Annotated in this window: 28 protein-coding genes; 6 read left to right on the top strand and 22 right to left on the bottom strand. The window is 68.1% G+C overall.

Going from position 1 to position 24,936, the window contains the following annotated elements; genetic code table 11:
* Window positions 1-11: 11 nt before the first annotated feature.
* From U3653_RS26265 to U3653_RS26220, 10 genes are all read right to left on the bottom strand, one after another.
* A complete protein-coding gene (locus U3653_RS26265) occupies window positions 12-1,721 on the bottom strand; it encodes a replication initiator (RefSeq protein ID WP_323124491.1) in 1,710 nt (569 codons plus the stop codon).
* Window positions 1,718-2,350, bottom strand: a complete 633-nt coding sequence (locus U3653_RS26260) for a hypothetical protein (protein ID WP_195082740.1) — start codon at window positions 2,348-2,350, stop codon at window positions 1,718-1,720. Before U3653_RS26260 ends, U3653_RS26265 begins: the two co-directional genes overlap by 4 nt.
* A complete protein-coding gene (locus U3653_RS26255) occupies window positions 2,347-3,024 on the bottom strand; it encodes a DNA cytosine methyltransferase (RefSeq protein WP_195082739.1) in 678 nt (225 codons plus the stop codon). The genes U3653_RS26260 and U3653_RS26255 overlap by 4 nt, the downstream gene beginning before the upstream one ends.
* Window positions 3,021-3,182 (bottom strand): hypothetical protein, encoded by a 162-nt coding sequence (locus tag U3653_RS26250; protein ID WP_195082738.1) that lies wholly within the window; start codon window positions 3,180-3,182, stop codon window positions 3,021-3,023. Before U3653_RS26250 ends, U3653_RS26255 begins: the two co-directional genes overlap by 4 nt.
* Window positions 3,179-3,376, bottom strand: coding sequence for a hypothetical protein (locus tag U3653_RS26245; protein WP_195082737.1), 198 nt, complete (start codon window positions 3,374-3,376; stop codon window positions 3,179-3,181). Before U3653_RS26245 ends, U3653_RS26250 begins: the two co-directional genes overlap by 4 nt.
* On the bottom strand, window positions 3,373-3,702 hold the full coding sequence (locus tag U3653_RS26240) for a hypothetical protein (protein WP_195082736.1): 330 nt from the start codon (window positions 3,700-3,702) through the stop codon (window positions 3,373-3,375). The genes U3653_RS26245 and U3653_RS26240 overlap by 4 nt, the downstream gene beginning before the upstream one ends.
* Window positions 3,699-5,027 carry an FtsK/SpoIIIE domain-containing protein gene (locus U3653_RS26235; protein ID WP_195082735.1) on the bottom strand — a complete coding sequence of 443 codons (1,329 nt, stop codon included), beginning with the start codon at window positions 5,025-5,027 and terminating at the stop codon, window positions 3,699-3,701. Before U3653_RS26235 ends, U3653_RS26240 begins: the two co-directional genes overlap by 4 nt.
* Before the next feature lie 303 nt (window positions 5,028-5,330).
* Complete coding sequence (locus U3653_RS26230) at window positions 5,331-6,002, bottom strand: DUF2637 domain-containing protein (protein ID WP_323124492.1); 672 nt, start codon at window positions 6,000-6,002, stop codon at window positions 5,331-5,333.
* 2 nt (window positions 6,003-6,004) lie between these two features.
* Window positions 6,005-6,256, bottom strand: a complete 252-nt coding sequence (locus U3653_RS26225; RefSeq protein ID WP_195082734.1) for a hypothetical protein — start codon at window positions 6,254-6,256, stop codon at window positions 6,005-6,007.
* Window positions 6,256-6,690, bottom strand: coding sequence for a hypothetical protein (locus U3653_RS26220; RefSeq protein ID WP_195082733.1), 435 nt, complete (start codon window positions 6,688-6,690; stop codon window positions 6,256-6,258). Before U3653_RS26220 ends, U3653_RS26225 begins: the two co-directional genes overlap by 1 nt.
* Before the next feature lie 134 nt (window positions 6,691-6,824).
* On the opposite strand from U3653_RS26220, the gene U3653_RS26215 reads away from it, so the two are divergent.
* The 3 genes from U3653_RS26215 to U3653_RS26205 all read left to right on the top strand — a co-directional run bounded on the left by U3653_RS26215 (window position 6,825) and on the right by U3653_RS26205 (window position 9,137).
* Window positions 6,825-7,661, top strand: coding sequence for a helix-turn-helix transcriptional regulator (locus U3653_RS26215; RefSeq protein WP_195082732.1), 837 nt, complete (start codon window positions 6,825-6,827; stop codon window positions 7,659-7,661).
* Window positions 7,662-7,663: 2 nt separating this feature from the next.
* Complete coding sequence (locus U3653_RS26210) at window positions 7,664-8,455, top strand: protein phosphatase 2C domain-containing protein (protein WP_195082731.1); 792 nt, start codon at window positions 7,664-7,666, stop codon at window positions 8,453-8,455.
* A gap of 541 nt (window positions 8,456-8,996) precedes the next feature.
* Entirely contained in the window at window positions 8,997-9,137 is a 141-nt protein-coding gene (locus U3653_RS26205; protein WP_195082730.1) for a hypothetical protein, read from the top strand.
* Window positions 9,138-9,557: 420 nt separating this feature from the next.
* Here U3653_RS26205 and U3653_RS26200 read toward each other — a convergent pair whose 3' ends face one another.
* Window positions 9,558-10,409, bottom strand: coding sequence for a hypothetical protein (locus tag U3653_RS26200; protein ID WP_195082729.1), 852 nt, complete (start codon window positions 10,407-10,409; stop codon window positions 9,558-9,560).
* Between the two features lie 1,149 nt (window positions 10,410-11,558).
* Between U3653_RS26200 and U3653_RS26195 the strand changes: the two genes are divergently transcribed.
* Both U3653_RS26195 and U3653_RS26190 read left to right on the top strand, forming a co-directional pair.
* The gene (locus U3653_RS26195) at window positions 11,559-12,179 is read left to right on the top strand and encodes an arsenate reductase/protein-tyrosine-phosphatase family protein (protein WP_195082728.1); all 621 of its coding nucleotides are present in this window, start codon (window positions 11,559-11,561) and stop codon (window positions 12,177-12,179) included.
* 194 nt (window positions 12,180-12,373) lie between these two features.
* A complete protein-coding gene (locus tag U3653_RS26190; RefSeq protein ID WP_323124493.1) occupies window positions 12,374-12,760 on the top strand; it encodes a hypothetical protein in 387 nt (128 codons plus the stop codon).
* An 18-nt stretch (window positions 12,761-12,778) separates the two neighbouring features.
* Here the strand turns inward: U3653_RS26190 and U3653_RS26185 are convergent, their stop codons facing one another.
* From U3653_RS26185 to U3653_RS26135, 11 genes are all read right to left on the bottom strand, one after another.
* Window positions 12,779-13,591 (bottom strand): acyl-CoA thioesterase, encoded by an 813-nt coding sequence (locus U3653_RS26185; RefSeq protein WP_245676355.1) that lies wholly within the window; start codon window positions 13,589-13,591, stop codon window positions 12,779-12,781.
* Window positions 13,592-13,686: 95 nt separating this feature from the next.
* A complete protein-coding gene (gene pyk / locus U3653_RS26180; RefSeq protein ID WP_195082725.1) occupies window positions 13,687-15,105 on the bottom strand; it encodes a pyruvate kinase in 1,419 nt (472 codons plus the stop codon).
* 103 nt (window positions 15,106-15,208) lie between these two features.
* Complete coding sequence (locus tag U3653_RS26175; protein ID WP_195082724.1) at window positions 15,209-15,877, bottom strand: amino acid ABC transporter permease; 669 nt, start codon at window positions 15,875-15,877, stop codon at window positions 15,209-15,211.
* Between the two features lie 12 nt (window positions 15,878-15,889).
* Window positions 15,890-16,615, bottom strand: coding sequence for an amino acid ABC transporter substrate-binding protein (locus U3653_RS26170; RefSeq protein ID WP_323124504.1), 726 nt, complete (start codon window positions 16,613-16,615; stop codon window positions 15,890-15,892).
* A gap of 210 nt (window positions 16,616-16,825) precedes the next feature.
* Complete coding sequence (locus U3653_RS26165) at window positions 16,826-17,326, bottom strand: TM2 domain-containing protein (protein ID WP_323124494.1); 501 nt, start codon at window positions 17,324-17,326, stop codon at window positions 16,826-16,828.
* A gap of 194 nt (window positions 17,327-17,520) precedes the next feature.
* Complete coding sequence (lgt, locus tag U3653_RS26160) at window positions 17,521-18,660, bottom strand: prolipoprotein diacylglyceryl transferase (RefSeq protein ID WP_323124495.1); 1,140 nt, start codon at window positions 18,658-18,660, stop codon at window positions 17,521-17,523.
* A 260-nt stretch (window positions 18,661-18,920) separates the two neighbouring features.
* Entirely contained in the window at window positions 18,921-19,721 is an 801-nt protein-coding gene (trpA, locus tag U3653_RS26155; RefSeq protein ID WP_195082721.1) for a tryptophan synthase subunit alpha, read from the bottom strand.
* Window positions 19,718-20,980 (bottom strand): tryptophan synthase subunit beta, encoded by a 1,263-nt coding sequence (trpB, locus tag U3653_RS26150; protein ID WP_195082720.1) that lies wholly within the window; start codon window positions 20,978-20,980, stop codon window positions 19,718-19,720. Before trpB ends, trpA begins: the two co-directional genes overlap by 4 nt.
* Complete coding sequence (trpC, locus tag U3653_RS26145) at window positions 20,977-21,795, bottom strand: indole-3-glycerol phosphate synthase TrpC (protein ID WP_039797261.1); 819 nt, start codon at window positions 21,793-21,795, stop codon at window positions 20,977-20,979. The genes trpB and trpC overlap by 4 nt, the downstream gene beginning before the upstream one ends.
* A gap of 183 nt (window positions 21,796-21,978) precedes the next feature.
* Window positions 21,979-22,791, bottom strand: a complete 813-nt coding sequence (locus tag U3653_RS26140) for a TIGR02234 family membrane protein (protein WP_195082719.1) — start codon at window positions 22,789-22,791, stop codon at window positions 21,979-21,981.
* Complete coding sequence (locus U3653_RS26135) at window positions 22,788-24,347, bottom strand: anthranilate synthase component I (RefSeq protein WP_195082718.1); 1,560 nt, start codon at window positions 24,345-24,347, stop codon at window positions 22,788-22,790. The genes U3653_RS26140 and U3653_RS26135 overlap by 4 nt, the downstream gene beginning before the upstream one ends.
* 189 nt (window positions 24,348-24,536) lie before the next feature.
* On the opposite strand from U3653_RS26135, the gene U3653_RS26130 reads away from it, so the two are divergent.
* Complete coding sequence (locus tag U3653_RS26130; RefSeq protein WP_195082717.1) at window positions 24,537-24,848, top strand: hypothetical protein; 312 nt, start codon at window positions 24,537-24,539, stop codon at window positions 24,846-24,848.
* The last annotated feature ends 88 nt before the right edge of the window (window positions 24,849-24,936 follow it).

Here is a 24,936-nt window from a genome sequence, read left to right as displayed (position 1 = left end):
CGTTTCCCTCCCTATGCTGCTTGCTGAATTGCCGAATGTTCCTGCTGTGCCGCTGCCCCCGCCGCCAGTAGGGCGTTGGTGTATTCCGCGCGCCATTTCGTGCGCTGGGCGATCGCGGCCAGGATCAGGTGATCCCGCGGCGGGGCGGACTGGTCTCCAGGCTCGACCGGCCGGATGATCAGATGCGAGGTATCCGGCTTGTGGATGCCGACCGAGGCCAGCAGTTGCCGAACAAACTCCGCACGATCGGCCTTGTGATCGGGCAGCGTCTTCCCGCTCCAGCGCCGCGACACCAGCACACGGCGGCCGGGAAGGCCGAGGGTGTCCCGCCGGTGGGCCTTGCCCTTGCAGCGGCCGGGAATCGTTTTGTCGCTGGCGCCCTGCGGGACGATGCCGTAGCGCAGCCACACCGCGCACCGCGGCGAACACGGCGTGTGCTGCAACTCCGCGTGCAACCGGTCGTAGTGGATCGCGGTGCGGGTTGAATCGGTTTCCAAGACTTCGCTGATCGACTTGGTGAGGTACTTCGTCACGTAGCCGATCGCCCGGTCGGCCTTCTGGCCGGGGATGTAACCCTTCATGTGGCCGGGGTCCATGCGTTCGCCGAACCGCACCGTGTACGCCGGTTCCAGATCATCCACCGCATCAAGAACGTCCATCGCGTCGTCCCAGCCGGTCAACGCCTGCCCGGTGTCGGGGTTCACGAACGTCATGGCCCGGTAGTCCCACACCGGCATCCGGTCGCCGGAGTACACCTCGTTCTCCGGGTCGAAGTGCGGCCACCACACCTGGTGATACGTCGCCGCGGTCACCATCCGCAGAATCTCCCGCGAGATCACACCCCGCAGCAGCAGGTGCAGGTGCGGCGCCCCGCGCTTCTGCGGCTCGACGGTGGCGAAGTACTGCACGTCGTAGCCGACGCAGCGGCGCAAGTTCTGAATCCAGCGGTCGACCAGCTTGGAGAAGAACACGATGTCACGGGCAGCCCGCGCGTAGTCGTAGCTGTCGGGGTTTCGTGGGGAGCCGTCCGAGCACGGCTTACCCTCACTGTCCACCGCCCCGTCCTGGTTGATCGCCCCATACGACGGCATCGTGAGCGTCACCATCATCGAGGACCGGTAGCCGCCGATCACCCGCCCGATCGTGTGGCGCTCGACCTTCTTCCGAGGCAGGTTCGGCACATCCTGACGCCGCTTGGTCGAGCGGGACCGCCGCTTCCGCTCCTTCGGGTCCAACGGAGGGATCGGCCCGCGGAACCCCGAGTCCCGCAAGTCACGGTCCAGGCTGCCCACCAGTTCACCGATGGCATCAGCCATCTCGTCATCCCCGTCATCGCGGGCCTGCCGGTACTGCTGGGCCAGGTCGGCGCGCGCGGTGAGCAACTCGGTTTGTGTGTCGGACGGGTCGCGGGTTTCCTCGACCGGTTCGACTTCGGCGTGCCAGCCTTCACGGCATTGGGTCATCCGCAGCCAGCGGGCCTTGTCCGCGCACGGCTTGCACACCGACGCGACGGTGGACTTGCACGGGGAAGCGACGTATTCGACCTTGCCCGTCTTGGGGTCGAACGATCGCATCGTCACCGGCCGGGTGCAGACCCCGAACTTCTCGGCCGTAGCTATGGCGACATCGGTGAAGTTCGGGAGCGCACGCAGCTCAGCCGCGGTCTGCCGGGCCGGGGTGGTGTCGTTGTTGTCGTTGTCCAGGTCGATGGGCTTGGTCATGCCGCCTGCCCTCCTCCCTTGGTCCAGTGGTCCACCCGCGGCAGGATGACGGTCTCCGCGAGGGCATCGGCGCGCCGGAACGCCAGCTCGACGGTGCCGGGTCCGGTGATGGTGGCGCGGCAGTCCAGGGCGCCGAAGGCGTGCGCCAGATGCGACACCCGGTTCTCGAAGTCCGCCGGGCAGTGCCCATCGAGCATCCGCACCCGTACCCGATCAGTAGCCGGGCCGATCTCGACCCCGAGCAGGCGGGGGATGAAGGTTCGGTCGCCGCGGTCGATGCTCAGGTGGCAGGCGCGCATCAGCTTGACCCAGCGGCGCCGGTAGCGGTGCCAGGTCAGGAACCGGGAACGTGCCCGCGCGGTGACCCAGCGGTCGAACATCCGCGGGTGGGCACGCTGCCAGAGCAGGAGCCCGGCGACGGACACCCCGGCAGCCGCGAGCCCGACCGGCCACCCCCACAGCACCCAGGCCGTGACGACCAAGGCGAGGGGGAGGGAGATCATCGGGAACAGCACCAGCCACCACAGGCCGACCAGGGTTGCCGCCGCGAGGTGGAGCAGGCCGAGCGCGGCCAGGTCGAAGGCGTCCAGGTGGGTGTCTTTGCGAATGTGGACGGTGGTGGTGTTCATGCCGCTACCTCGAAGAGTGAGAGTTGTCCGGACGGGTCGCTCAGGTGCGTGTGCAGCTGGGCGCCGATGTGGTGGGTGTAGGCGGGTGGGATGGCCTGGCACAGTTCGTCACCGGTCATCCAGTCGATGCCCATGGCCTCAGGCCCGACGTAGGTGCCGATGTGCCCGGTGACCGACACGTTCCAGCCCTCCGCCCACCGCTGCCGCCTCTTGGTCGTGGCGGTGCGAGCGGTATGCGCCGGGTGAGCCGGGGGCCGCAATGTGACGTTGGATTCGAAGCGGCGGTGGCGGTAAGTGCGCAGCCCGAACATGCTGCCGCACAACGTGATCGAGCGCGCCAGATCCAGCGGGGCGGGCATGACGTTCTCGATCACGAACGGCGCACCGACAGCGAGCAACGCCGTCCTGGTCGCCGCCACGAGATCGGGGTACTCCCGGTCGGGGTACAACGCCGCCAGCGGGCTGTAGCGCTGGCACGGCGGGGAAGCGTGCACCACATCGAACTCGTGCCCGTGGGCGGCCAGGAACTCCAGCGCGTCCCCCTGGTGGAAGGTGAACGGGTAGCGCGGCTGCGGCGCGATGTCCACGCCGACGACATCGAACCCGGCACGGTGATAGCCCGTGGCGCCCCCACCCGCGCAGCAGAACAAGTCCAGCAGCCTCGGCCGTGTCATGCCCGCTCTCCTGGTCTCGGGTCGAACAACGCCAGTTGCCCAGAACACGGAGCGTGGATGTCCTTGCGGGCACGCCGCTTGCGGTCGCTCACCTGCTCGGCCGCGGCCCGCACGATCGGATTCACCCGCCCGGCTTCGGTGTTCGGTGTGTCGGTCATGCCGCCCAGTCCCCGCCGTCGAAGTCGTGGTCGTCGTCGCTGTTGTCCCACAGCGGGACAATCCCGGTCTCGACCAGCAGGTGCGCGGCGATCGCGGCCGACTCCAACCCGGAGCGCTCCAGGTGGCAGCGGCGACGAGCCGCCAGGTCGATCACGTTGTCGTCGTAACGGTGGCCGGTGGTGTGGTCGCTCATGGCTGGGCCTCGATCTCGGGGACGCCGCACACCTGGCAGGTGCGCGAACGGGTGGAATTGCCCAGCGGCCACACCGTGGTACGCCAGGACTCAGGGAAGGAATGGCCGTGCTCGACGCACCGGTTGGTGGCCCGGCAGCCGTCACAGGTGACTTTGTCGCCGTCGTAGACCCAGCCGACACCGCCCGCGGAATGGACGGTCAGATACGCGATGGCCTGGGTGATGGAGTCGAAGCAGATCGCTTCGTTCTCGCCCTCGGTGTAGTGGTCGCCGCAGGAATCGCAGTAGACGACCACGTGCTGTTCGATGACCAGACCGCGTTTCATGCCGCCACCGACCCTTCGGACTCGTCGCCGTCACCGAGGTCATCCGGGTCGAACCCGCTGTAATCCTCAGCCGGAGCGCCGATCTCGGGCGCCGGAGAGTAGGCGTCCACGATGGCGTCGATGTCGTCGTCGGAGACGAAGTACGCCCGCACCCGCACGAACTCGCTGCTGCCGTCCTCGCCGACGTAGCCGACACCCGGTGTCAGGTCGGAGATTTCGTCGCAGCGGGCACCGCGATCGCGCGCGCCTTGACCGTGGACCATGCCAGTCTGGGTGGGTTCGTCCAGGCGCAGACCGATGCGGACGGGGAACAGCTGCCGGTTGGGCATCGTCTCCTTCGACGGGTCCTGCAACGCCGCGATCACCGACACCGCCGCCGCACGCCCCTGCGACAGCAACAGCCCGGTCAGGCGCCGGAATTCTTGCTGTTCCTCCCGAGTGGCGTAGGACGACAGGGAGGCCGCCTCATCGATGATGATCAGGATCAGCGGCTCATCCGTGCTGGGCACGATCTTGCGCAGCCCCGCCGCCCGCATCCTGGCGAGACGTTCACGCATCAGCTCGACGGCTTCGGCGAGCATGGCGAGGATGGTGGTGTTGTCGGTGGCGAAGCGCACGAACAGCCGGTTTTCGCCCTTGCCGAACTCCGCGCCGCCCTTCGGATCAGCCAGATACAGATCCACCAATCCGGCTTTGATCGCGGGGCCGAGTGCGGCGATGATCGACCACAGCACAGACCCCTTACCCGACCCCGTGGCCCCGGCCAGGAGAGTGTGTCCGTAGAGCACCCGTACCCGCCAAGTGTCGAAGTCCTCGGTCACCCCGACCGGGACCGCTTCCAAATCCACACCCGCCGCGGAGACCGAGCCGGGCAGGGTGGCGGTATCCGCGAGGGTGTCGAACACCCGCAGTTCGAGACGGACCACGCCCGGATGGGGGAACACCACCCGTACCTCCGGCACCGCGAGGACCTGGCACAGGGCGTCGCGGGTTTCGTCCTTGGACCAGTCGTTGCGGGTCTGACCCGACAGCATCAACAGATCCACCTGGAGGCCGTAGTCGGTGTACACCCAGTCCTCCAGCACCGGGAAACCGGCCTCGACCGACCCCAGCTTCAGCGCCAGGAACATGCGCGGACGCTGCTCAGGATCAGCGATCACCAACACCGCCGTGCGCAACTCGACCGGAGCCGCCGCGACGACCTCACGGACAGCACCAGCCGGTCGCATATCCCCGCCGCGCGCAGCCAGTGACCGTAGCCACCAGAACGCCGACGCGCCCGTGCACATACCGCTGGCGAGCATCACCGTTCCCGCGACACTCATCAGAACGCCCCACCTTCCCGGCCACGCTCCAACTCGCAGAACAACCGGCACCCCTGTGGCACCGGAGACGCCGGAACCATCTCGAACTCAGAGCGACCCGGCCCGGCGTTCTCGCAGAACATCACGCACCGATCCGAAACCAGAGCCGGGCTCGCGGTCGTAGTCGCCACCGAGGAGGACGCAGCGGCCGGGACAACCGGAGCCGGAGTATCCGAAGGCCGGTCCACCAGCACCCCGACACCAGCCAGCACGGTGACCAGCGCGGAAACACCCGTCGCCACAGCAGGAACAAAAGCAGTCATCTCAACCCCCAACAGGAACAGCGATCGGCAGCATGGTCTGCTGCGGTCGCGAAGAACGAACAGGAATGTGGACCGGCGCATCAGGCACCGGGCGAAGCTCAGCCACCCGTACCGGCTCAGGCACCGGCAACGGGACAGGCTCAGGCTTGGTTTCGGGTTCGGGTTCGGGGACCGACACCGGCTCCGGATCGGGCTCGGGCGTTGCCTGCTCGACGGCAGGCTCGACCACGGCAGCAGGAGCCGGTTCGGGTGCCGAATCTCGTTGTGCCGCACGGATCAGCAGCGCCAACCCGTGCGTATCGGCCAGCAGGGAAATCGGGGCGATCGCAGCCACTAGCGCCGAGGCCCACCACGGCAGTTCCCGACCGGCCGCGACCGCGTGCAGCGAGTTGCCCGCGACCGACACGATCGAGCCGATGACCAGGACCGTAACGAAGAACCGGCGTTCCGGAGCGTTGGCCAGGACCAGCACCCCGAACGTGGCGAGAAGGATCGTGCCGTCCACGATCAGCGGGAACAGCCACGCATCCGACGCCGGGATGTGCGCCAGGACCGCGAGGTCCTTCAGCGTGGCGAAGCTGAGTCGGAACGCCGCGGCGCCGACCGCGATGATGATGACCACGGCGGACCAGCGCGCAAGACGCATCCCCGCCGACCGGTCCGCCGTATTCATCGTCAGGCCGCCTTATCCACCGACGCGGACACCGCGGCATCATGCTCAGCCAGGATGCCGGGCAGAACTTCGGCCAGCGTGCGGGCATCAGCGATGCTCAACGTCACCGACGCTGATATGCCCACCCCGAAATCGATATCCACCGACGCCGAATACCGGTCACCACGGAACTCATAGGCCGGGCGGTACTTCACGCTCAACTGCTCAACGAGCACCGTCGTACTCACCCGCGAGCCGATCTCGACCTCCGACATCACGCCGCCGCCTTACCGGTCGCAGCCTTGGCACCGGAGTTGTCGCCCTTGATCCCCGTCGCTCGGATCGTCCAGCCGATCGACTTGAACTCACCCTGACCAGCGATCTTCGGCTTGACCTGCAACCCCTCCAGCTCCACCGGCCGCATACCCCGCGCGATCTCCGGAGCCGCCGGAACCGGCTGCACATCCGCGACGAACACCACATCGAAACTCGCCTGCTTCGCGTTCGCCGCCGCCGGATCGGTGACCGTGCCCTTCCACAACCGCTTACCGGTGCCGTTGCCCTCCGCGTCCAGATCCAACCGCTGACGCTTCGGCGCGTTGCGGTCGGAGCTGAACTCTGTCACCGGCGCGATCTCACCCAACAGGAACAGACCCATCGGGAACGCGTCTTCGAACGCCGGGGTGAACCAAACATCCTTCAAAGCCATGTTTTCGTCTCCTTGATGCTTGAGTTGATACCCCTAAACTCGTGCCTGCTGCGCTCCAGCTGCATAGTTGAGGGGTATAAACTAAAACCATACGTACCGTGCGGCTCGTGGTCAAGGGGTTCTAAACTCGTGCTGTGGCCAACGCTGATGAGTTCGACCAGGTCCGGCGAGACCCGGACCCCATCCGCCGGGGACGGCGGGCAACGGACCTGATGACTGTCTACCAACAGCGTGGAGCCGAGCTGGCCCGGCTACGCAGGGAAGCCCTCGAAGAGGCACATCAGACCACCGGACTCAGCTACACCGATCTCGCCGCGCAGATCGGGATTACCAAGAGCCGCGTCAGCCAGATTCGGAAGTCGGCGCCACCGCCCGAGCGGGCATTCTTCGGTGTCGGCCCTGTCGCGATCGGGATACCGCACCGAATGGGCTTCGAGGACGGTCGTGAACGACCGTTTCTTGATGAGAGCGACGAGGCTGTTCGCGACCGGCTCAACGCCGACCTTGAACGGCTTTCGTTCAGCACCAGTCGATTTGCAATCCGTCCGGATACTGAGTCACTGCCTGACGGTGACTCGATAGTTGTGTGTGGCCCGAAGTCGGCCCCAGTTGCCCGCAGGCTGCTCGAAGCGGACACGAACCTGTCGTTCGAACACAACAGCGACGGCTGGTGGATCATCGATGCTCAGACCGGTCTGCGCCACGGTTCCCCATACCGGCAGGACAGTGCTCGCCGCTCGGATGTCGGCTACCTATCGCGCCGGATCGAAGACAACCGCGTCATCGTCCACATCGCGGGCATCACGGCCATCGGATCGCTCGGAGTGGCGCACTGGCTCACCGCCCATCTCACAGACGTGTACAGCCCCAAAGACACGTTCATCAGCTGCGCGATCGCGTGCGATTTCGAGAGCGAAACCGTGATCACCGATTCCCGCCTTATCGCTGGCCCATACCGAATCGAGCGCTAGTGATGGAAGTCGCTGCGGCGCAGCTGCCGGAACGCGGAACCGACGATTGGGTCTTCCCGACTCCGAGAGGGCTCGTGGTGCTCGACGGAGCGACCTCTCACACCCCGGGCACTCCTCCCGCCAGCGACTACGTTCGGCACCTCGGCCGACATCTCGCCCACCAACTCGACTCCACCGCCCCCCTTCCCCAAGTCCTTCGTGTATCCATCGCCGCCACCGCCGCAGACCTGCATCTGATCCGCGGTAAAGCGCCATCAAGCACTGTGGTCCTTGTGCGCGTTGGCAAGGCATCGGTCGAGGTGCTCGTACTCGGCGACTCGTGTGCTGTCGTCGGATTCCGTGACGGCACCCACCGCACCATTACCGACACAAGGCTCTCTCAACTCGACCTCGCCGAAGCCCAGACCTACCGTGCACGTCTCGCCGCAGGGGCGGACTTCGACCAGCACCATCGAGAGCTTCTCGGACAACTGCAACAGCGGGAACGTCAGCACCGCAATCGCTCAGGCGGCTACTGGATCGCCGAGGCCGACCCCAACGCCGCCGACCACGCTCTTTGCAAAATCTTCCCGCGCGACCGTGTTTCGTGGGTCATCGCCGCAACCGATGGCGCAAGCGACACCCTCGCCGCGCTCGAGGTTTCCTGGCCGCAGATCGCGAACCACACGTCCGCACAACTCCATGATGAACTCGACCGATGCGAAGCGTGGGAGGCTGAGACCGACCCCCGAGGCCGTATCCTTCCCCGCTCGAAGCGTCACGACGACAAGACGCTCGCCGTTCTCCGACTTTGACCCGTCACCACCAGGGGCACGTACGCGAGTTGTTGCCGAATTTCGCCATACAGCAACAAGAGCGCCCCGGCGGCGCTTCGCGCCGCCGCCGCGCTGCGACGCGCAGCGCGGCTGATGGGGCGTCGCTCGCGGCGCGTCGAGCGCGTCGGCGACACTCGGCCGCCGGGGCGCACCCAGTTCCTGTCTGGTCGCTTCTGCATCAACCGAAGCAGTGCTGGGCACGCCGAGAGCCGTACCCGACTTACCTCCCGCAGCCGTGCACGAATCGGCCGGCACTCTGCCCGGTCCACTGGCTGTGGTCCCGCCGAGGTCCCCGAATTGCACAAGCGAGGTCACCGCATCCAGTCGACAGGGCTCGCCGGTCACCAGTTTCTCTCCGGCCGTGGCGGCCTGACTGATCCGAGGGCTATCACGCCACCAGCGGGCATCAAGAGCGCCTACGGCGTCACTGCGTGATGGCTGGCGCCACTCTTGACACCCACCGGAGCCGTGATCGAGACGCCCTCAGCCCGACCACCCCAACCGGAGAGGAACCCGCGAGATGACCACCAAGCCCACCACCTGCCAGCTCCGCGGATGCGACCAGCCCGCCGCCGTCCCATTCACCTCCAAGTACGGCCCCCAGGACGAGGTCATCTGGCACTGCACCCCGTGCAACACCCAGCACCGACGCAATCTCTAGATGCTCGACCGCTACCCGTACTGACCCGGAGGGGGCTTTCGGCCCCCTTCTCACGGTTGCCGAACTACTGAGCGTCCTTCGGCCGCTTGGCCCTGGTCGGTGGTGGCCTGCATTGTGATCCCGCGCCCCTCACACCTCAAGAGCGCCTACGGCGTCCCTACGGGATCGGCATTCGCCGACTCTTGACCTGTGAGCCTCTGCGCGTGACGGGCAGGCCCTAGGGGGCAGGCGGGGTAGCCAGCCCCGACGAGCGCAACCCACCACCAACCAGGGCCAGGCGCGTGTCACTTAGGTGCGCTAGTGCCGGAAGCGCGAATTTGAATTAGCCGCGATCTCTGCGACTGTTACTGCCGCCCCGAGCACACGAATGATGGGACATGCGGCGCCGGGCAATCGACACACACCGACGCGACCGAGCGGTTAGTACCCATCCCAGACACGCTGGTGTCCGGCACTCCAGTTGTACGCCTCCCAAACTGCCGCCGAGGCTATGTGGTAACCGTTCTCATCCCCATTCAGGTTGAGGCCATCGCGCACATCCTCGGCGCTCTTTGCCGCTTCGAGTCGATCACGCAGCATAGACCATCTGACGCCTGATTCGCCTTGGCCGTCAGTCCCCCGTGTATGTGACCAAAATGCTCGGTGCGCCCGCTCCTCCCTGGTGACGACGTGGTCGCGGAGCAGTGTCTCTTTGCCCGTTCTCAACACCAATCGTTTTGATCGTTTGGAGATGACTGTTCGTCTGCCCGCCGGTGAGGCGTAGGCAGCAAGGCGGACATCACCCCGCTGACGCTGCTCATACGTCACGCAACCCCAAAGCGGGAATATCAGCGTTGCGGATTCGCCAGCGTCGAGCCGATGGGTACCAACCGCAACTCCGCCGAATGCGGTGACTGCGGCTGGCACCATTGACCGCCGACCACGCCGCCACCAACGTTCTCTCCCGAAGTCGATCCCAATGTGCTCAATCGAGATCGCGGCCCGTCCGGTGTTGACGACCTTGCACAAAACCACCTCGATCAACTCCTCCCGCATCCGCGACTTGGGGGTGTCGACTTTGTCGACAGATAGGAGGTGACCAGGTGCCGCTGAATGCAGCGCTTCAGTCAAAGGACTGATCGCGCCGTGGGCGATCGTCACACGTAACCGCGCACCCGACAATCGGTACAAAGTAATTTGCCAAACGAGGCCGCCAAGGACAAAAACTGCACTACACGTCGCGACGATGAGCGCCAGCATGGCTATGTCGCGTTGATCCCAAGTCGTCAGCACAGGAGTGAACAGTAGCCCGGTCGGACCGAGGGCTCCGCATGTCCAACGCATCTATCTACGCGCGTTTCGGGCCAGCCCACTTGTCCGCAGCCAGTCCGCAGCGGCCCCCAAGACACCCAACGACAACAACGAGCCAAACCGACATGTTCGCTGGTCACCCCCAGATAGACCCCGGTATCCAACGTCCGCCAACGACCTCAAACGTCGAGAGTGACAACCTCAAAAACCGTTGTCCGAAAGGACGTGTGGGTTCGAGTCCCACACTCGGCACTCGCTTTGGGTGTCCCCTGCTCGCGGGGGGCGCTCGTCGTTTTTTCTGGGGGTGCAACCCCCAGGCCCCGCTCGGCGGGGCTTCGCCCCCCGAACCCCCCGGAGTGCGTGGTTGCGTCGCGTGGGATGGGGCGTTTTGGGGTGGGTTGCGATTGAGGCTTCGGCGGTGCGTTCCGATCGGGGCTTCGGCGGTGCGTAGTGGTTGGGGCTTCGGCGGTGCGTCGCGATCGGGGCTTCGGCGGTGCGTCGCGATCGGGGCTTCGAGTGCGTTGCGACAGTGAGTCCAGGTGTCGACGCCTCCGTTCTGCGTTTGCCGGAATCGTGCGAGCTGGCCCGCGAGCGGCATCGACGCCAGTGGTCAGAGGCGCCCGGGTCATCGCGGGCGACTGTTCCGGATCGCCATGTTCGGTCGGTGAGATCCCCCGAGCCAGTCCGACCCACGACGCGGCGAACCGTGCACCGGAGCGCTCGCGTGATCCATGTGCCGCCGGGGGATGGATCCCGCGACGGGACTTGCGCGGTTCGCGCCCGTGGTCGCCTCCAGCGGTCACGAGGCGAGGTCGCGTCCGGGGTAGGCAGGCCGTGATCGAACCCGTGGTGAGCGAAAGCGTTTACTACGGTGGCGAATCCGAGAACCTGCGTGCCCTTCCAATCACGAAGCAATCACAGTGTGTCGTTTGAATGCGGGACCGCCGGGGTACAAACCTGGAGACAATTGAACCGCACCGCTCTTCGGAGTGACGTACGTCGCAGGCCAGAGGGTCGAAGCGGCGCGCTTCGTGTACGGCGCGCTACGAACAGATGAATATGTTGTTCCCACATGTGGGACGAACGACTCAGACCCTTCTGGTAGCCTCCGCGCCGTTTATCGTTAGCGGTATGCACGTCCTGTTCGTCTGCAACGGCAACGTTTGCCGTTCGGTGATCGCCGAGCGGCTCACGCGCGCCCTCGCGGTCGAACACGATCTCCCCTATCTCACCGCCGAAAGTGCGGGAACCCGTGCGCTGGTGGGATTTCCCGTCGAGCCGCTGGCCGCGCAGACCATCACCGGGCTGGGCGCCGACGCGAGCAATTTCCGGGCACGCCGCCTGAAGCCGGAGATGATTGACAAGGCCGACCTGGTTCTCACGATGACCGAGCAGATCCGCGAGCAGGTGGCGGACTTGGCCTTCGGCGCCGGAGCGCGCACCTTCACGCTGCTGGAGGCCCACCGCATCGCGCACGTCACCGGCGCGCGCACGGTCGCCGAATTGCACCGTGCTCGCAACGACCTGTCCCTGGTGGGCCGGGAGAACATCGCCGATCCGGTCGGGCTGTCCGCCCAGGCGTTCTGCGAGGTGGGCGACCGCATCGCCGAGGCGCTGGTGCCGCTGCTGCTGGCGCTCGCCCCGCACGAACAGCCGCGCTGGCCGCACGACGAGCGCCGCGGACTGGTCATCCGCCCCGGCGGCGCACCGGCGCCGCTGGCGACCTTCCTCGCCGCCCAGCGCACCCGGTGACCGCGGGCGGAAATCGCACCCGTCAGCGCGCTGGGCGCCATCGCGTATCGAACCTGTTATCAACGGGCTGTGTTCATTTCCGCGCCGGACGCATTAAACTCCCGCCGGACAACACTCTCCGCCGTTGCTGGTTCGACACAGGACAGGAATCAGACATGCCGAAACGCATTTCGGATGTTTCGCTCCATGTTTATGTGACACCGGAAACTCTCGAACGCGTCGTCGACGCCGTGCGCGAGGTGGTGGACGACCATCTCACCGACCGGGACGTGTTCGCCTGGCGCTTCACCCTGCCCGTCGACGCCGACGATCCGGCCCACACGGCTCTGGAGAGCCGCTGCCGCGCCGATCGTCCCGGCGAGAGCTCGGACCATCGCAGCACCTACGAGATCGCGCTCAGTTTGGTCGGCGCACCCGACCAGTTGACCGACGACCACATGGCCGCGCTGGAACGCCAGCTGCTGCACGGCATCTCGGGGCTGGCGCGAACCGAGCCGGGAGCCGATATCCCGGTCTCGATTCACGCTTCGCACTGCACCGACGTCGATCTCGACATCGATCGCGATCTCGAACTGCTGTGATTCGAACCGCTGCGGGGCTCAGCGCCGCGCGGGGAAGTGGCGGATGAGTCCCTCTTGCACCGTGGTGGCCAGCAGATCACCGCTGCGGGAGTAGAAGCGGCCGGTCGCCAGGCCACGGGAGCCCGCGGCCACCGGCGACTCGGTGCAGTACAGCGCCCACTCGTCGAAACGGAACGGGCGGTGGAACCAGATCGAGTGGTTGACCGTGGCCGCGACGATGCGATCCAGCCCCCATGACAGCCCGTGGGTGGTGATGATCGAGTCCAGCACCGTGGTGTCGGACGAGTAGCCCAGCGTCGCCACATGGATCAGCGGATCGTCGGGCAGCCTGCCGTCCGCGCGCATCCACACCCGGTTGTGGTTGAGCCGCTCCCCCGTGCCCTTCAAGATCCATGCCGGATCGTTGGTGTAGCGCATATCGATCGGATGCGGCGCCTTGACGAACATCTCCAGCTTGTCCTCCAAGCCTTCGAAGCTCTCCTCCACCCGCGGCAGCGTCTCCGGGTCCGGCACCTCCGGCTGCGCGTGCGCGTGCTCCAGACCGGTGCCCCAGTCCTGGAAGGCGGCGAGCATGACGAACAGCTCCTGGCCGTCCTGGCTGGCGGTGACCGTGCGGTTGGCGAAGGCGCGACCGTCGCGATGCCGGTCCACCCGGTACTCGATCGGCTTCTTCACATCGCCGCCGCGCACGAAATGCGCGTTGACCGCGTGCACCGGACGGTCGCCGACCGTCCGGCCCGCCGCGATGATGGCCTGCGAGACGAGCTGACCGCCGAAGGTGCGGCTCCACACCTTCTCCGGGTGCTGGCCGACGAAGACGTCCTCGTCCATCTGCTCGAGATCGAGCAGGCCGAGCAGCACGTCCAGGTCGGAACGCTGCGCATCGGACTCCGCGACGGCGACGGGGCTGCTCAGGGAAGCACTCACTAATGGTCCTCCTCACCGATTCGGTGAACGTGGATCAGGTTGGTGGAACCGACGGTACCGGGCGGCGACCCGGCCACGATGACCACCAGGTCACCTTTCTGGTATCGGCCCATCGACAGAAGTGCTACATCCACCTGGTGGATCATCGCGTCGGTGCTGCTCACGGTCGGCACGATGAAGGTCTCGGTGCCCCAGGTCAGCGCCAGCTGGCTGCGGACCTCAGGCAGCGGCGTGAACGCCAGCAGCGGCAGCGGGGTGTGCAGGCGCGCCAGGCGGCGCACCGTGTCGCCCGACTGGGTGAACGCGACCAGCGCCTTGGCGTTGAGCCGCTCGCCGATGTCGCGGGCGGCGTAGGAGATCACACCGCGCTTGGTGCGCGGCACGTGGGTCAGCGGCGGCACCCGGGTCGACTCGGTCTCCACCGCGTGCACGATGCGCGCCATCGTGCGCACCGTCTCGATCGGGTACTTGCCCACCGAGGTCTCACCCGACAGCATCACCGCGTCGGCGCCGTCGAGCACCGCGTTGGCCACGTCGGAAGCCTCGGCGCGGGTGGGGCGGGAGTTGTCGATCATCGACTCCAGCATCTGCGTGGCGACGATGACCGGCTTGGCGTTCTCGCGGGCCATCTGGATGGCGCGCTTCTGCACGATCGGCACCTGCTCGAGCGGCAGCTCCACACCGAGGTCGCCGCGCGCGACCATCACCGCGTCGAAGGCCAGGACGACGGCCTCGAGGTTGTCGATCGCCTCCGGCTTCTCCAGCTTGCCGATCACCGGCACCCGGCGGCCGACCCGGTCCATCACGTCGTGCACCAGCTCGACGTCGGACGGGGACCGCACGAACGACAGCGCGATGAAGTCCACGCCGAGCTTCAGCGCGAATTCCAGGTCCTCGATGTCCTTCTCCGACAGCGCGGGGACCGACACGTCCATGCCGGGCAGCGACACGCCCTTGTTGTTGGAGACCGGTCCGCCCTCGGTGACCCGGCAGACCACGTCGTTGCCGTCCACACGGGTGACGATGAGGCCGACCTTGCCGTCGTCGACCAGCAGGCGATCGCCGGGCTTGGCGTCCTGGGCCAGTTCCTTGTAGGTAGTGGACACGCGGTCGTGGGTGCCGTCGATGTCGTCGACGGTGATGCGGACCTCTTCGCCCGTCGCCCAGACGGTCCTGCCCTCCAGGAAACGGCCGAGGCGGATCTTGGGACCCTGCAGGTCGGCGAGAATGCCGACGGCCCGGCCGAGGTGGTCGGAGGCCTGACGCACCTTCTTGTAGTTCTCGGCATGGTCGGCGTGCTCGCCATGGCTGAAGTTCAGCCGAGCCACGTCCATGCCGCTCTCGACGAGTTCGCGGATACGGTCCTCGGTGGCAGTGGCCGGTCCGAGCGTGCACACAATCTTCGTCCGTCGCATCACGGGTAGAGCCTAGTCCCGCTCGGCGGACAGGTCCCGCCGTGGCCACGGTGAATCCTTGGTGAAAAAAATGAACGACAGCTCCATCGCAGGTACAAATGAGTATTCAGCGGGCGACATGACGGGCCAACCTCGTTTCCAGCCGGGTCTGCCCGAACCCGAGGATCAGGCAGATCACCCAGTAATACAGCGCCGCGACCCCGTAGAGCGCGAAGAAGTCGAAGGTGGGGGCGGCGGCGAGCTGGGCGACGCGCAGCAGCTCGGTCACCAGGATGGTCGAGGCCAGCGAGGTGTCCTTCACCAAGGAGATCAGCGTGTTCGACAGCGGCGGCACGGCGATGCGCGCGGCCTGCGGCAGGATGATCAGCCGCAGCATCATCGGGTACGACATGCCGAGCGCCTGCGCCGCCTCCCACTGGCCCGTCGCGACGCTCAGGATCGCGGCGCGCACCACTTCGGCCGCGTATCCGCCGACGTTGAGGCTGAACGCGATCACCGCGGCGGGAAAGGGGTCGATCACGATGCCGAACTGCGGCAGCGCGTAGAACACGATGAACAGCTGCACCAGCAGCGGCGTGCCGCGAATGATCGAGATGTAGAAACGGGCCGCCGCCGACAACGGCCACGCAGGCGACATCCTGGCCAGCGCGACGAACAGCGCGAGCGCCAGCCCGATGGCGAAGCTGATGGCGGTGAGCGGAAGGGTTTTGGTGACGGTGGCCTGCAGCATCGGCGACAGGTTGTGCCAGATGAGATCCCGGGTGGCGGCGTCCATGAACGATGCCGGCTACCGGCTGACGTCGGTACCGAAGTACTTGTCCGAGATCTTCGCCAGGGTGCCGTCGGCGCGCAGCTGGTCGAGCGCCTTGTCCACGTCGGTGATCAGCGCGTCGCCCTTGCGCGCCGCGAACGCCTGCTTGCTCACCGATCCGGTCCTGGCGGCGATCTTCACACTCGTGTCGCCGGTCTTCTCGGTGTATTCGGCGACGGCGAGATTGTCGTTGACGGTGGCGTCCACGCGGCCGTTCTTCAGCAGCTGGACGGCCTGCACGAAGCCCTCGACGGCCTCGACCTTCGCGCCCGCGTCGGTGGCGACCTTGCTCCAGTTGCTGGTGGCCGACTGCGCGCAGGTCTTCCCGGCGAGATCGGCCAGGCCGGTGACGGCGTTGTTGTCGGCGCGAGTGACGATCACGCCCACCGACGTGGTGTAGGGCGTCGACAGCGCGTACTTGGCCGTGCGCTCGTCGTTCACGGTCACCTGGTTGGCCACCAGGTCGAAGCGCTTGGACTCCAGGCCCGCGAATATGGCGTCCCACGGCGTCTGCACGAACTCGACCTTCTTGCCGAGTTTGTCGCCGACCGCCTGGATCACCTCGACGTCGTATCCGGTGAGCTTGCCGTCGGAGCCCTGGAAGCTGAACGGGGCGTAGGTGCCCTCGGTGCCGACCTTCAGCACGTTGGGGTCGCTGCCACCGCACGCGGTCGATCCGGTGGCGGCGACGATGGCGAGCATGGCGGCGGCGAACAGCTTGCGACGCACGGAATCCCTCTCTTCGGTGCGTGGAGCTCCACACACGGCACGCGAGTCCGGTCATGCTACGCCAGGATTTTCACCGGCGACAGTATCCCGATCACCGTGCGCGCAACGGTTGCTGTCGATGCCTGCGGCCCGCGACGACTCGGAGGCGGGCACGCCGCGCCCGCCTCCGACGATCCGCCGCGGTCAGTCGCGCAGCGGGCGGCCGTCGCTGTCGGGCACCTTGCCGGTGAGCATCAGGACGCCGTCGACGATGCCCCAGATCCACCCGACGGTGAAGCAGGTGATGGCGCTGACCACCAACTGGGCGACGCCGAGGCCGGTGTAGCCGAGGTAGAAGCGGCCGACGCCGAAGCTGCCGAGGAAGATCTGCAGCAGGCCGGCGACGAGCTTCTGCTTGTCCGACAGCGGAACACCGAACGGGTCGCGGCCCCAGGGCGCCTCCGGGTCGTTCGGGTTGTAGCCCTGCGGACCGGCCGGGTACGGCGCGGGAAAGTAACCGCCCGGCTGCTGGCCGTAGGCTCCCGCCGGCTGACCGTACTGGGGCTGCTGGACGTAGGGGTCCGACGGCGGACTGTAGGACGGCTGGCTCTGCGCTTCCAGCGGCTTGGTCAGGTCCGGCCCGGTGCCGGGCGGGCCGTACTGCGGGCCCCCGGCGCCCTGGTTCTGCTGGTAAGGGTCGGTCACCGATGTCCTCCTCATTAGTGCGGGCACCCTCTTGTCGGCCCCCGGCCTCACTGGATCGCCGAACCGTGGCTCGCGACGATCACGAGTCATTGTCACCGGGAACGACCTGGTTGTCCTCCCCGGAGCGGCCGGCGCTTCCAGTGGTTATCGCGGCGGGTCGCCCGAACGTTGCCTAGCGGATGCCACGTGCCGGGTCAACCCTTGTCGGAGGCGGCTTTGTCCGAATCCGTGCTCTGCGAACCGCTCTCGGAACCCTCGCTTCGCCGGGCCGGCTCGGTCGCGTCCGGCTCGGCAACGGACGTGCCGGTCCCGGAGGCGTCGGCAACGGACCCGGCGTTCTCGGCTTCGCCCGTGCCCGAGGGCTTCTCGGTTCGCGCCGCTCCTGCCGCGCGCAACGCCCGCAGCTGCCACGGCCACGGTCGCGGGCTCCCACCCGGCTGCAACTGCTGCGGCGTCTCCCGCCCCTTGGTGGCGAACACGAAGTAGGCGATCGCGGCCAGGAACACCAGGGCGGAGGTGAACGAGTTGATCCGGATGCCCGCGATCTTCGTCGCCTCGTCGGCGCGCATCAGTTCCACGAAGAACCGTCCGAAGCAGTACCCGGCGACGTACAGCGCGAACAGGCGGCCGTGGCCGATCCGGAAACGCTTGTCCACGTAGACCAGCAGCACGACGACGAGCAGGTTCCACAGCAGCTCGTACAAGAAGGTGGGGTGCACGATCTTCTCGACCACGCCGGTGGAGGCGCCGTTCATCATGTCGAGCTGTCCGCCGTCGCCCACCCGCCGGTAGATCTCCAGGCCCCACGGCAGGTCGGTCTCGCGCCCGTAGAGTTCTTGGTTGAAGTAGTTGCCGATCCTGCCGATGGCCTGCGCCAGCAGGATCGGCGGTGCGACCGCGTCACCCAGGGCGGGCAGCGGGATCTTGTAGACCCGGCAGCCGATCCAGGCGCCGATGCCGCCGAGCAGCACCGCGCCCCAGATGCCGAGGCCGCCCTGGTAGATCTTCAGCGCGTCGATCGGGTGCCCGTCGGCGCCGAAGTATTTCTGCCAGTCGGTGGCCACGTGGTAGAGCCTGCCGCCGACCAGACCGAACGGCACGGCGAACATCGCGACGTCCAGGATCGCGCCGGGCTGGCCGCCGCGTGCGCGCCAGCGCCGTTCGCCCCACCAGATCGCGACGATGATGCCGAGGATGATGCACAGGGCGTACGCCCGCAGCGGGAACGGACCGAGTTGCCAGACGCCGCGCGCGGGGCTGGGGAGGTAGGCCAGCACGGCGCCGCTGACGCCGCCGTCGGCCAGGACACTGTCTGCGAGGACTCGTAACGTCACGGGGCCACCGTAGCGGAGATGCTCGACCGTCCCGCCACCAGCGCACCGCGCTCGTCGTGTGAGGGCTCGCCCGGGCCGCGCGGAACACGCCCGGGGTGCCGACCGACGGCCGCCCTCGCACCGCTCTTTTCGGCGTTCCGCCTATCGTGCGGCGTGGGAACCCGTCGGCTGATCCCGGTCCAATGGCGACCCGGCCGCGACCTCGGAGCAACGTGCGGCGGAATCGCTGGTCCAAGTGGTGCGCGGTACCGCCGGGTCGGCTAGGACGCCACGGTCGCCGAACGCACGCCCTCGGCCAGTTCCGCGGTGAGCGCACGCACCGCGTCCAGTCCCTGGCCCGCCGCGGTGACCAGCGCCGAGCCGACGATGACCCCGTCGGCGTAGGACGCGATCTCGGCGGCCTGCTCACCCGAGCGGACACCGAGGCCGACGCCGATCGGGATGTCGGAGTGGGCCCGGATCCTCGCGCACAAGGCGGGCGCGGCCGAAGACACCACGTCCCGCGCGCCGGTCACGCCCATGGTGGAGGCGGCGTAGACGAAACCTCGGCTGGCCTCGAGCGTTTTCACCAGGCGTTCCTCGGTGGACGACGGCGCGACCAGGAAGATGCGGTCCAGGTTGTGCGTGGAGGAGGCGACGAACCAGTCGTCGGCCTCGTCCGGGATCAGGTTGGGGGTGATGATGCCCGCGCCGCCCGCGGCGGCCAGATCCCGCGCGAAGCGATCCACGCCGTACTTGAGCACCGGATTCCAGTAGCTCATCACGACTGCCTGGCCTCCGGCGCCGGTGATCGCCTCGACCACCGAGAACACGTCGCGCACCCGCACACCGCCGCGCAGCGCTTGCTCGGCGGCGGCCTGGATGGTCGGTCCGTCCATCACGGGATCGGAGTAGGCGACGCCGACCTCGATGATGTCGCACCCCGCTGCGACCATCGCGCGCACGGTCTCGATGGAACCGGCCAGGTCGGGATAGCCCGCGGGCAGGTAGCCGATCAGTGCCGCGCGGCCATCGGCGCGGCAGGCGGCGAAGGTGTTCGCCAAGCGGGACTGCTGACTCACCGGCCCTGCTCCTTCGGCTCGTCGAACAGCCCGAACCACCGCGCTGCCGTATCCATGTCCTTGTCGCCCCGGCCCGAGAGGTTCACCAGGATGATCGCGCCCTCGCCGAGTTCCTTGCCCAGTCGCAGGGCGCCCGCCACGGCGTGCGCCGACTCGATCGCCGGGATGATGCCTTCTTTGCGGCTGAGCAGCAGCAGGGCGTCCATCGCCTCGGTGTCGGTGATCGGCCGGTACTCGGCGCGGCCGATGTCCTTGAGGTAGGCGTGCTCGGGGCCGACGCCGGGGTAGTCCAAGCCCGCCGAGATCGAATGCGACTCGATGGTCTGGCCGTCCTCGTCCTGCAGCAGGTACGAGTACGCGCCCTGGAACGCTCCCGGCGTCCCGCCGGTGAAGGTGGCCGCGTGCCTGCCGGTGTCGACGCCGTCACCGGCCGCCTCGTATCCGATCAACCGGACGTCGGTGTCGTCGAGGAACGCGTGGAAGATGCCGATGGCGTTGGATCCGCCGCCGACACAGGCGACGACCGCGTCGGGCAACCGCCCGGTGGCGGCCTGCACCTGGGCGCGTGCCTCCATGCCGATGATGCGCTGGAAATCGCGCACCAGCATCGGGAACGGATGCGGGCCCGCGGCGGTGCCGAAGCAGTAGTAGGTGTCGTCGGCGTTGGTCACCCAGTCGCGCAGCGCCTCGTTGATGGCGTCCTTGAGCGTCTGCGAACCGGAGGTCACCGAGATCACCTCGGCGCCGAGCAGGCGCATCCGCGCCACGTTGAGCGCCTGGCGCGCGGTGTCGACCGCGCCCATGTAGACGACGCAGTCCAGGCCCAGCAGCGCGCAGGCGGTCGCCGTGGCGACGCCGTGCTGGCCAGCGCCGGTCTCCGCGATGACCCTGGTCTTGCCCATCCGCTTGGCCAGCAGCGCTTGGCCGAGCACATTGTTGATCTTGTGCGAGCCCGTGTGGTTCAGGTCCTCGCGCTTGAGCAGGATGCGGGCCCCGCCCGCGTGCTCGGACAGCCGCTTGCACTCGAACACCGGCGACGGGCGGCCGGTGTAGTCGCGTTGCAGCCGGTCGAGTTCGTTGAGGAAGGAGTCGTCGAGCCTCGATTTCTCGTATTCGGCGGTGACCTCCTCGATGACCGCCATCAACGCCTCCGGCACGTGCCTGCCGCCGTAGACGCCGAAGTGCCCGCCCACGTCGGGCTCGTGTCCGCTGCGCTGGGCGACTCCGTCGCTGGCCTGGGGTACCGCCACGCCGGTCACCGGCCCCGCCGCGCCGGCTTCGGGCAGGACGGGTGGGTGCCCGCCGTCACCAGTTCGGAGACCGCCGCGCGGGGGTCGCCACTGGTCACCAGACCCTCGCCGACGAGGACGGCGTCCGCGCCCGCGCCCGCGTAGGCCAGCAGGTCGGCCGTGCCGCGGATGCCGGACTCGGCGATCCGGATCACCTCGGTGGGCAATCCGGGCGCGATCCGGGCGAAGACGTCGCGGTCGACCTCGAGCGTCTTCAGGTTGCGCGCGTTCACGCCGATCACCGACGCGCCCGCCTCCAGCGCGCGGTCGGCCTCCTCCTCGGTGTGCACCTCGACCAGCGCGGTCATGCCAAGCGACTCGGTGCGGTCGATCAGGGACGACAGCACGTCCTGCTCCAGCGCCGCGACGATCAGCAGGATGACGTCCGCGCCGTGCGCGCGCGCCTCGTGGATCTGGTACGGGCCGACGACGAAATCCTTGCGCAGGATCGGGATGCTCACCGTGGCGCGGACCGCGTCCAGGTCGTCCAGCGACCCGTTGAAGCGGCGGCCCTCGGTGAGCACGCTGATGATCCGCGCGCCACCGTCCTCGTAGGCCTTGGCCAGACTCGCCGGGTCCGGGATGTCCGCCAGCTCGCCCTTGGACGGACTTGCTCGCTTGACCTCGGCGATGACGCCGATGCCGTCCTCGAGCAGCGCCGCGCGGGCGTCCAGCGGCGCGGGCGCCGCCGCGGCGGCCGCCTTGACCGCCTGGAAGTCCAGCAGGGCTTCCCGAGCGGCCACATCCGCGCGGACCCCGTCGAGAATCGAGTCGAGTACCGTCATCTGGCTCGAATCCTTTCTGGGGAGACGGACTTGCTACCTGAGAATCCCCCCAGGCGCTGTCTCACCGATGCTGTCAAAGAATAAATGGACCTACCGGGCGCGTATCCGCCGGGGCCGTGGTTGGACCATGCGGAAGGGCTCGGCGCAAGGTGGCACCCGCCACACTCGCCGCGCGCGGATAGCTCAGCGATCACGGCGGCCTGCCTCACCGTGGCCGGAATCCTCCGGAGGCGTCTGCCCGGCCGGGGGTTCGTCGGTCGGGTCGGTGCCGGCGTCCAGCGCGTCCCACAGCACGCGCTCGGACAGCTGTGGCGCCGACCGGTCGTCCGTGGACTGCGCGCGCCGCTGCGTGACCTCCGCGGTGGCCGCGGCGCGCCGGAAGACCGGGTTGTCGTACTTGCCCGACAACCGCGCCGTCTCGGCGGGCATGCGGGCCAGCAGCGCGCCCGCGCCGAACGCGGCGATCGCGCCGAGCAGCGCGAGCACGGCGGGGAACGCCGCCGTGGTCGCCGTCTCGACCTGCGCGCGCGCCGGGAGTTCGGCGAGCTTCGCGGCCCGCTCGGCGATCTGGCCGGACTCGGTCAGCAGCGCGAACGCGGGCACCGCCGCCACCGCGGCGACCAACGCGATCAGCACGCCGACCACACGGCGCAACCAGCCCTTGGTGGCCAGCACGGCCGCGATCGAGGCGAGCAGGACCAGTGCGAGCGGCGTCAGCGCGCCGAACCACACACCGCCGTTCAGATGATCGGTGCGGGGCTGGGTGAGACCGTCCGACGAGGTGACCGTCACCCACGTCATCCGCGACGACCCCCACAGCGCGGCCGCGGCGACGGCGAGCAGCGCCACGGGGAGAACGGGATGGTTGCGGCGCGCAGCGCCTTCCGTTCCGGCCGACGGGGAAGCGTCCGCCGCCGGAGCGGCTTCCGGCCGCGCCGGCGCGCCGGTGTCCGGTTCCCGCGCCCGGCCCGGTTCGTCGTCAGGGGCAGCCGTCATAGCGGTCCGCCGTCCGCCGTACCCGGTTCGGCGCCGTAGGCCCGCACCGTCCCGGCCGCCGCGATCGCCTTGAGCACCGCCATCGCCTTGTTGCGCGATTCCACGTCCTCGTACTCCGGATCCGAGTCCGCGACGATGCCCGCGCCCGCCTGCACGTAGGCGGTGCCGTCCTTCAGCAACGCGGTGCGGATGGCGATAGCGGTATCCGCGTCACCGGCGAAGTCCAGGTACCCGACGACGCCGCCGTAGATGCCGCGCCGGGTGGGTTCGAGTTCCTCGATCAGCTCCATCGCGCGCACCTTGGGGGCGCCGGACAACGTGCCCGCGGGGAAGCACGCCCGCACCGCGTCCAGCGCGATCCGGCCGGGCGCCAACCGGCCCGACACGGTCGACACCAGGTGCATGACGTGGCTGTAGCGCTCGATGTGCCGGTACTCGGTGACCCGCACGGTGCCCGGCTCGCACACCCGGCCCAGGTCGTTGCGGCCCAGGTCGACGAGCATGAGGTGCTCGGCGTTCTCCTTCTCGTCGGCGAGCAGGCCCTTCTCCAGCAGCAGGTCCTCCTCCTCGGTGGCGCCGCGCCAGCGGGTGCCCGCGATCGGATGGGTCGTCGCCACGCCGTCTTTCACGGTGACCAGCGATTCGGGGCTGGAGCCGACGATGGAGAACGCGGTCTCGCCCGTGCCGTCCGGGACGTGCAGCAGGTACATGTACGGGCTCGGATTCGACGCGCGCAGCATCCGGTACAGATCGATCGGCGCGCCGTCGTAGTCCATCTCGAAACGCTGGGACAGCACCACCTGGAACGCCTCGCCCGCCTCGATCTCCTTGACCAGGCGGCGCACGCCCGCGCCGAACTCCTCGGTGGTGCGCCTGCGCCGGTATCGCGGCTCGGGCCGGTCGAACACCGACACGGTGGAGTCGGCGGGCGCGCCGAGCGCGGCGGTCATCCGGTCCAGCCGGGCCACCGCGTCGTCGTATGCCTCGTCGACGCGCTCGGCGGTGCCGTTCCAGTTCACCGCGTTGGCGATCAGCGTGATCGCGCCTTCGTGATGGTCGAACGCGGCCAGGTCGGTGGCGAGCAGCAACACCATCTCCGGCAGTCGCAGGTCGTCCAGCGCCAGGCTGGGCAGCCGCTCCATCCGGCGCACCGCGTCGTAGCCGAGGTATCCGACCATGCCTCCGGTCAGCGGCGGCAGGCCGGGCAGGCGCTCGGTGCGCAGCAGCTCCAGCGTCTCGCGCAGCGCGACCAGCGGATCGCCGCCGGAGGGCGCGTCGGCCGGGACGCTGCCCAGCCAGGCCGCCTCGCCGTCCACGACGGTCAGCGCCGACGGGCTGCCCGCGCCGATGAACGACCAGCGCGACCAGGACCGGCCGTTCTCGGCGGACTCGAACAGGAAGGTGCCCGCCCGGTCGCCCGCGAGCTTGCGGTAGGCCGACAGCGGAGTCTCGGAGTCCGCCAAGACCTTTCGGGTCACCGGGACCACCCGGTGCTCCGCGGCCAGCTGATGGAACTGTTCGCGGGTCGTGGTCGTGGGAGTGGACGCGCCTGGCATGCACTCATCATCCCAGGCCGGACCGGCCGGCCGGTGAGCGGTGCCGCCCACGCGACGACCCGGCGCGGCAAACCGGACAAATCAGGTCGACCGTCCGGTTCCCACGCGGTCGCCGGAGGTGTGGCGCGGCTCACTACACTCGCGGCGTTCCACGTCGCATGCGGTATCCATCTCGAGAGGAGACAACTGATGTACCCCTCGCAATCGGTAGCGCCCGAGGGTCCTCGGCACGTCCCGAACCACCCCGTCGCTCGCCTGCAAGCCGCGCGCACCGCTGGCCCGGGTCAGCCGACCCACCGGCAAGGCGCCCCAGGCAACGCGCTCGCGTCCTTCGTCACCTACGTCAAAGCACTGGAGTCTCTCGACAAGAACCGCTTCCCCGACGAATACGCCGTCCACAGCGATCGCATCAAGGAGCTGCGGCCGTTCCTGCGCGCACACGGCATCCTCGATGTGATGGCGATCAAGAACCCTGAGGTGGCGGCACTCATCGGCGCGTAGCCGTCCCCTCGGCTCGTGCCCGAATCACCGGCGCCGCGATCGGATCGCAAGCGGCGCATGCCGGGCACGAGCATCAGGTCCGCCCCCG

The sequence above is a fragment of the Nocardia implantans genome, from assembly GCF_035544775.1.
Lineage (GTDB): Bacteria > Actinomycetota > Actinomycetes > Mycobacteriales > Mycobacteriaceae > Nocardia > Nocardia implantans.
This window is presented reverse-complemented; position numbering and strand designations above follow the sequence as displayed.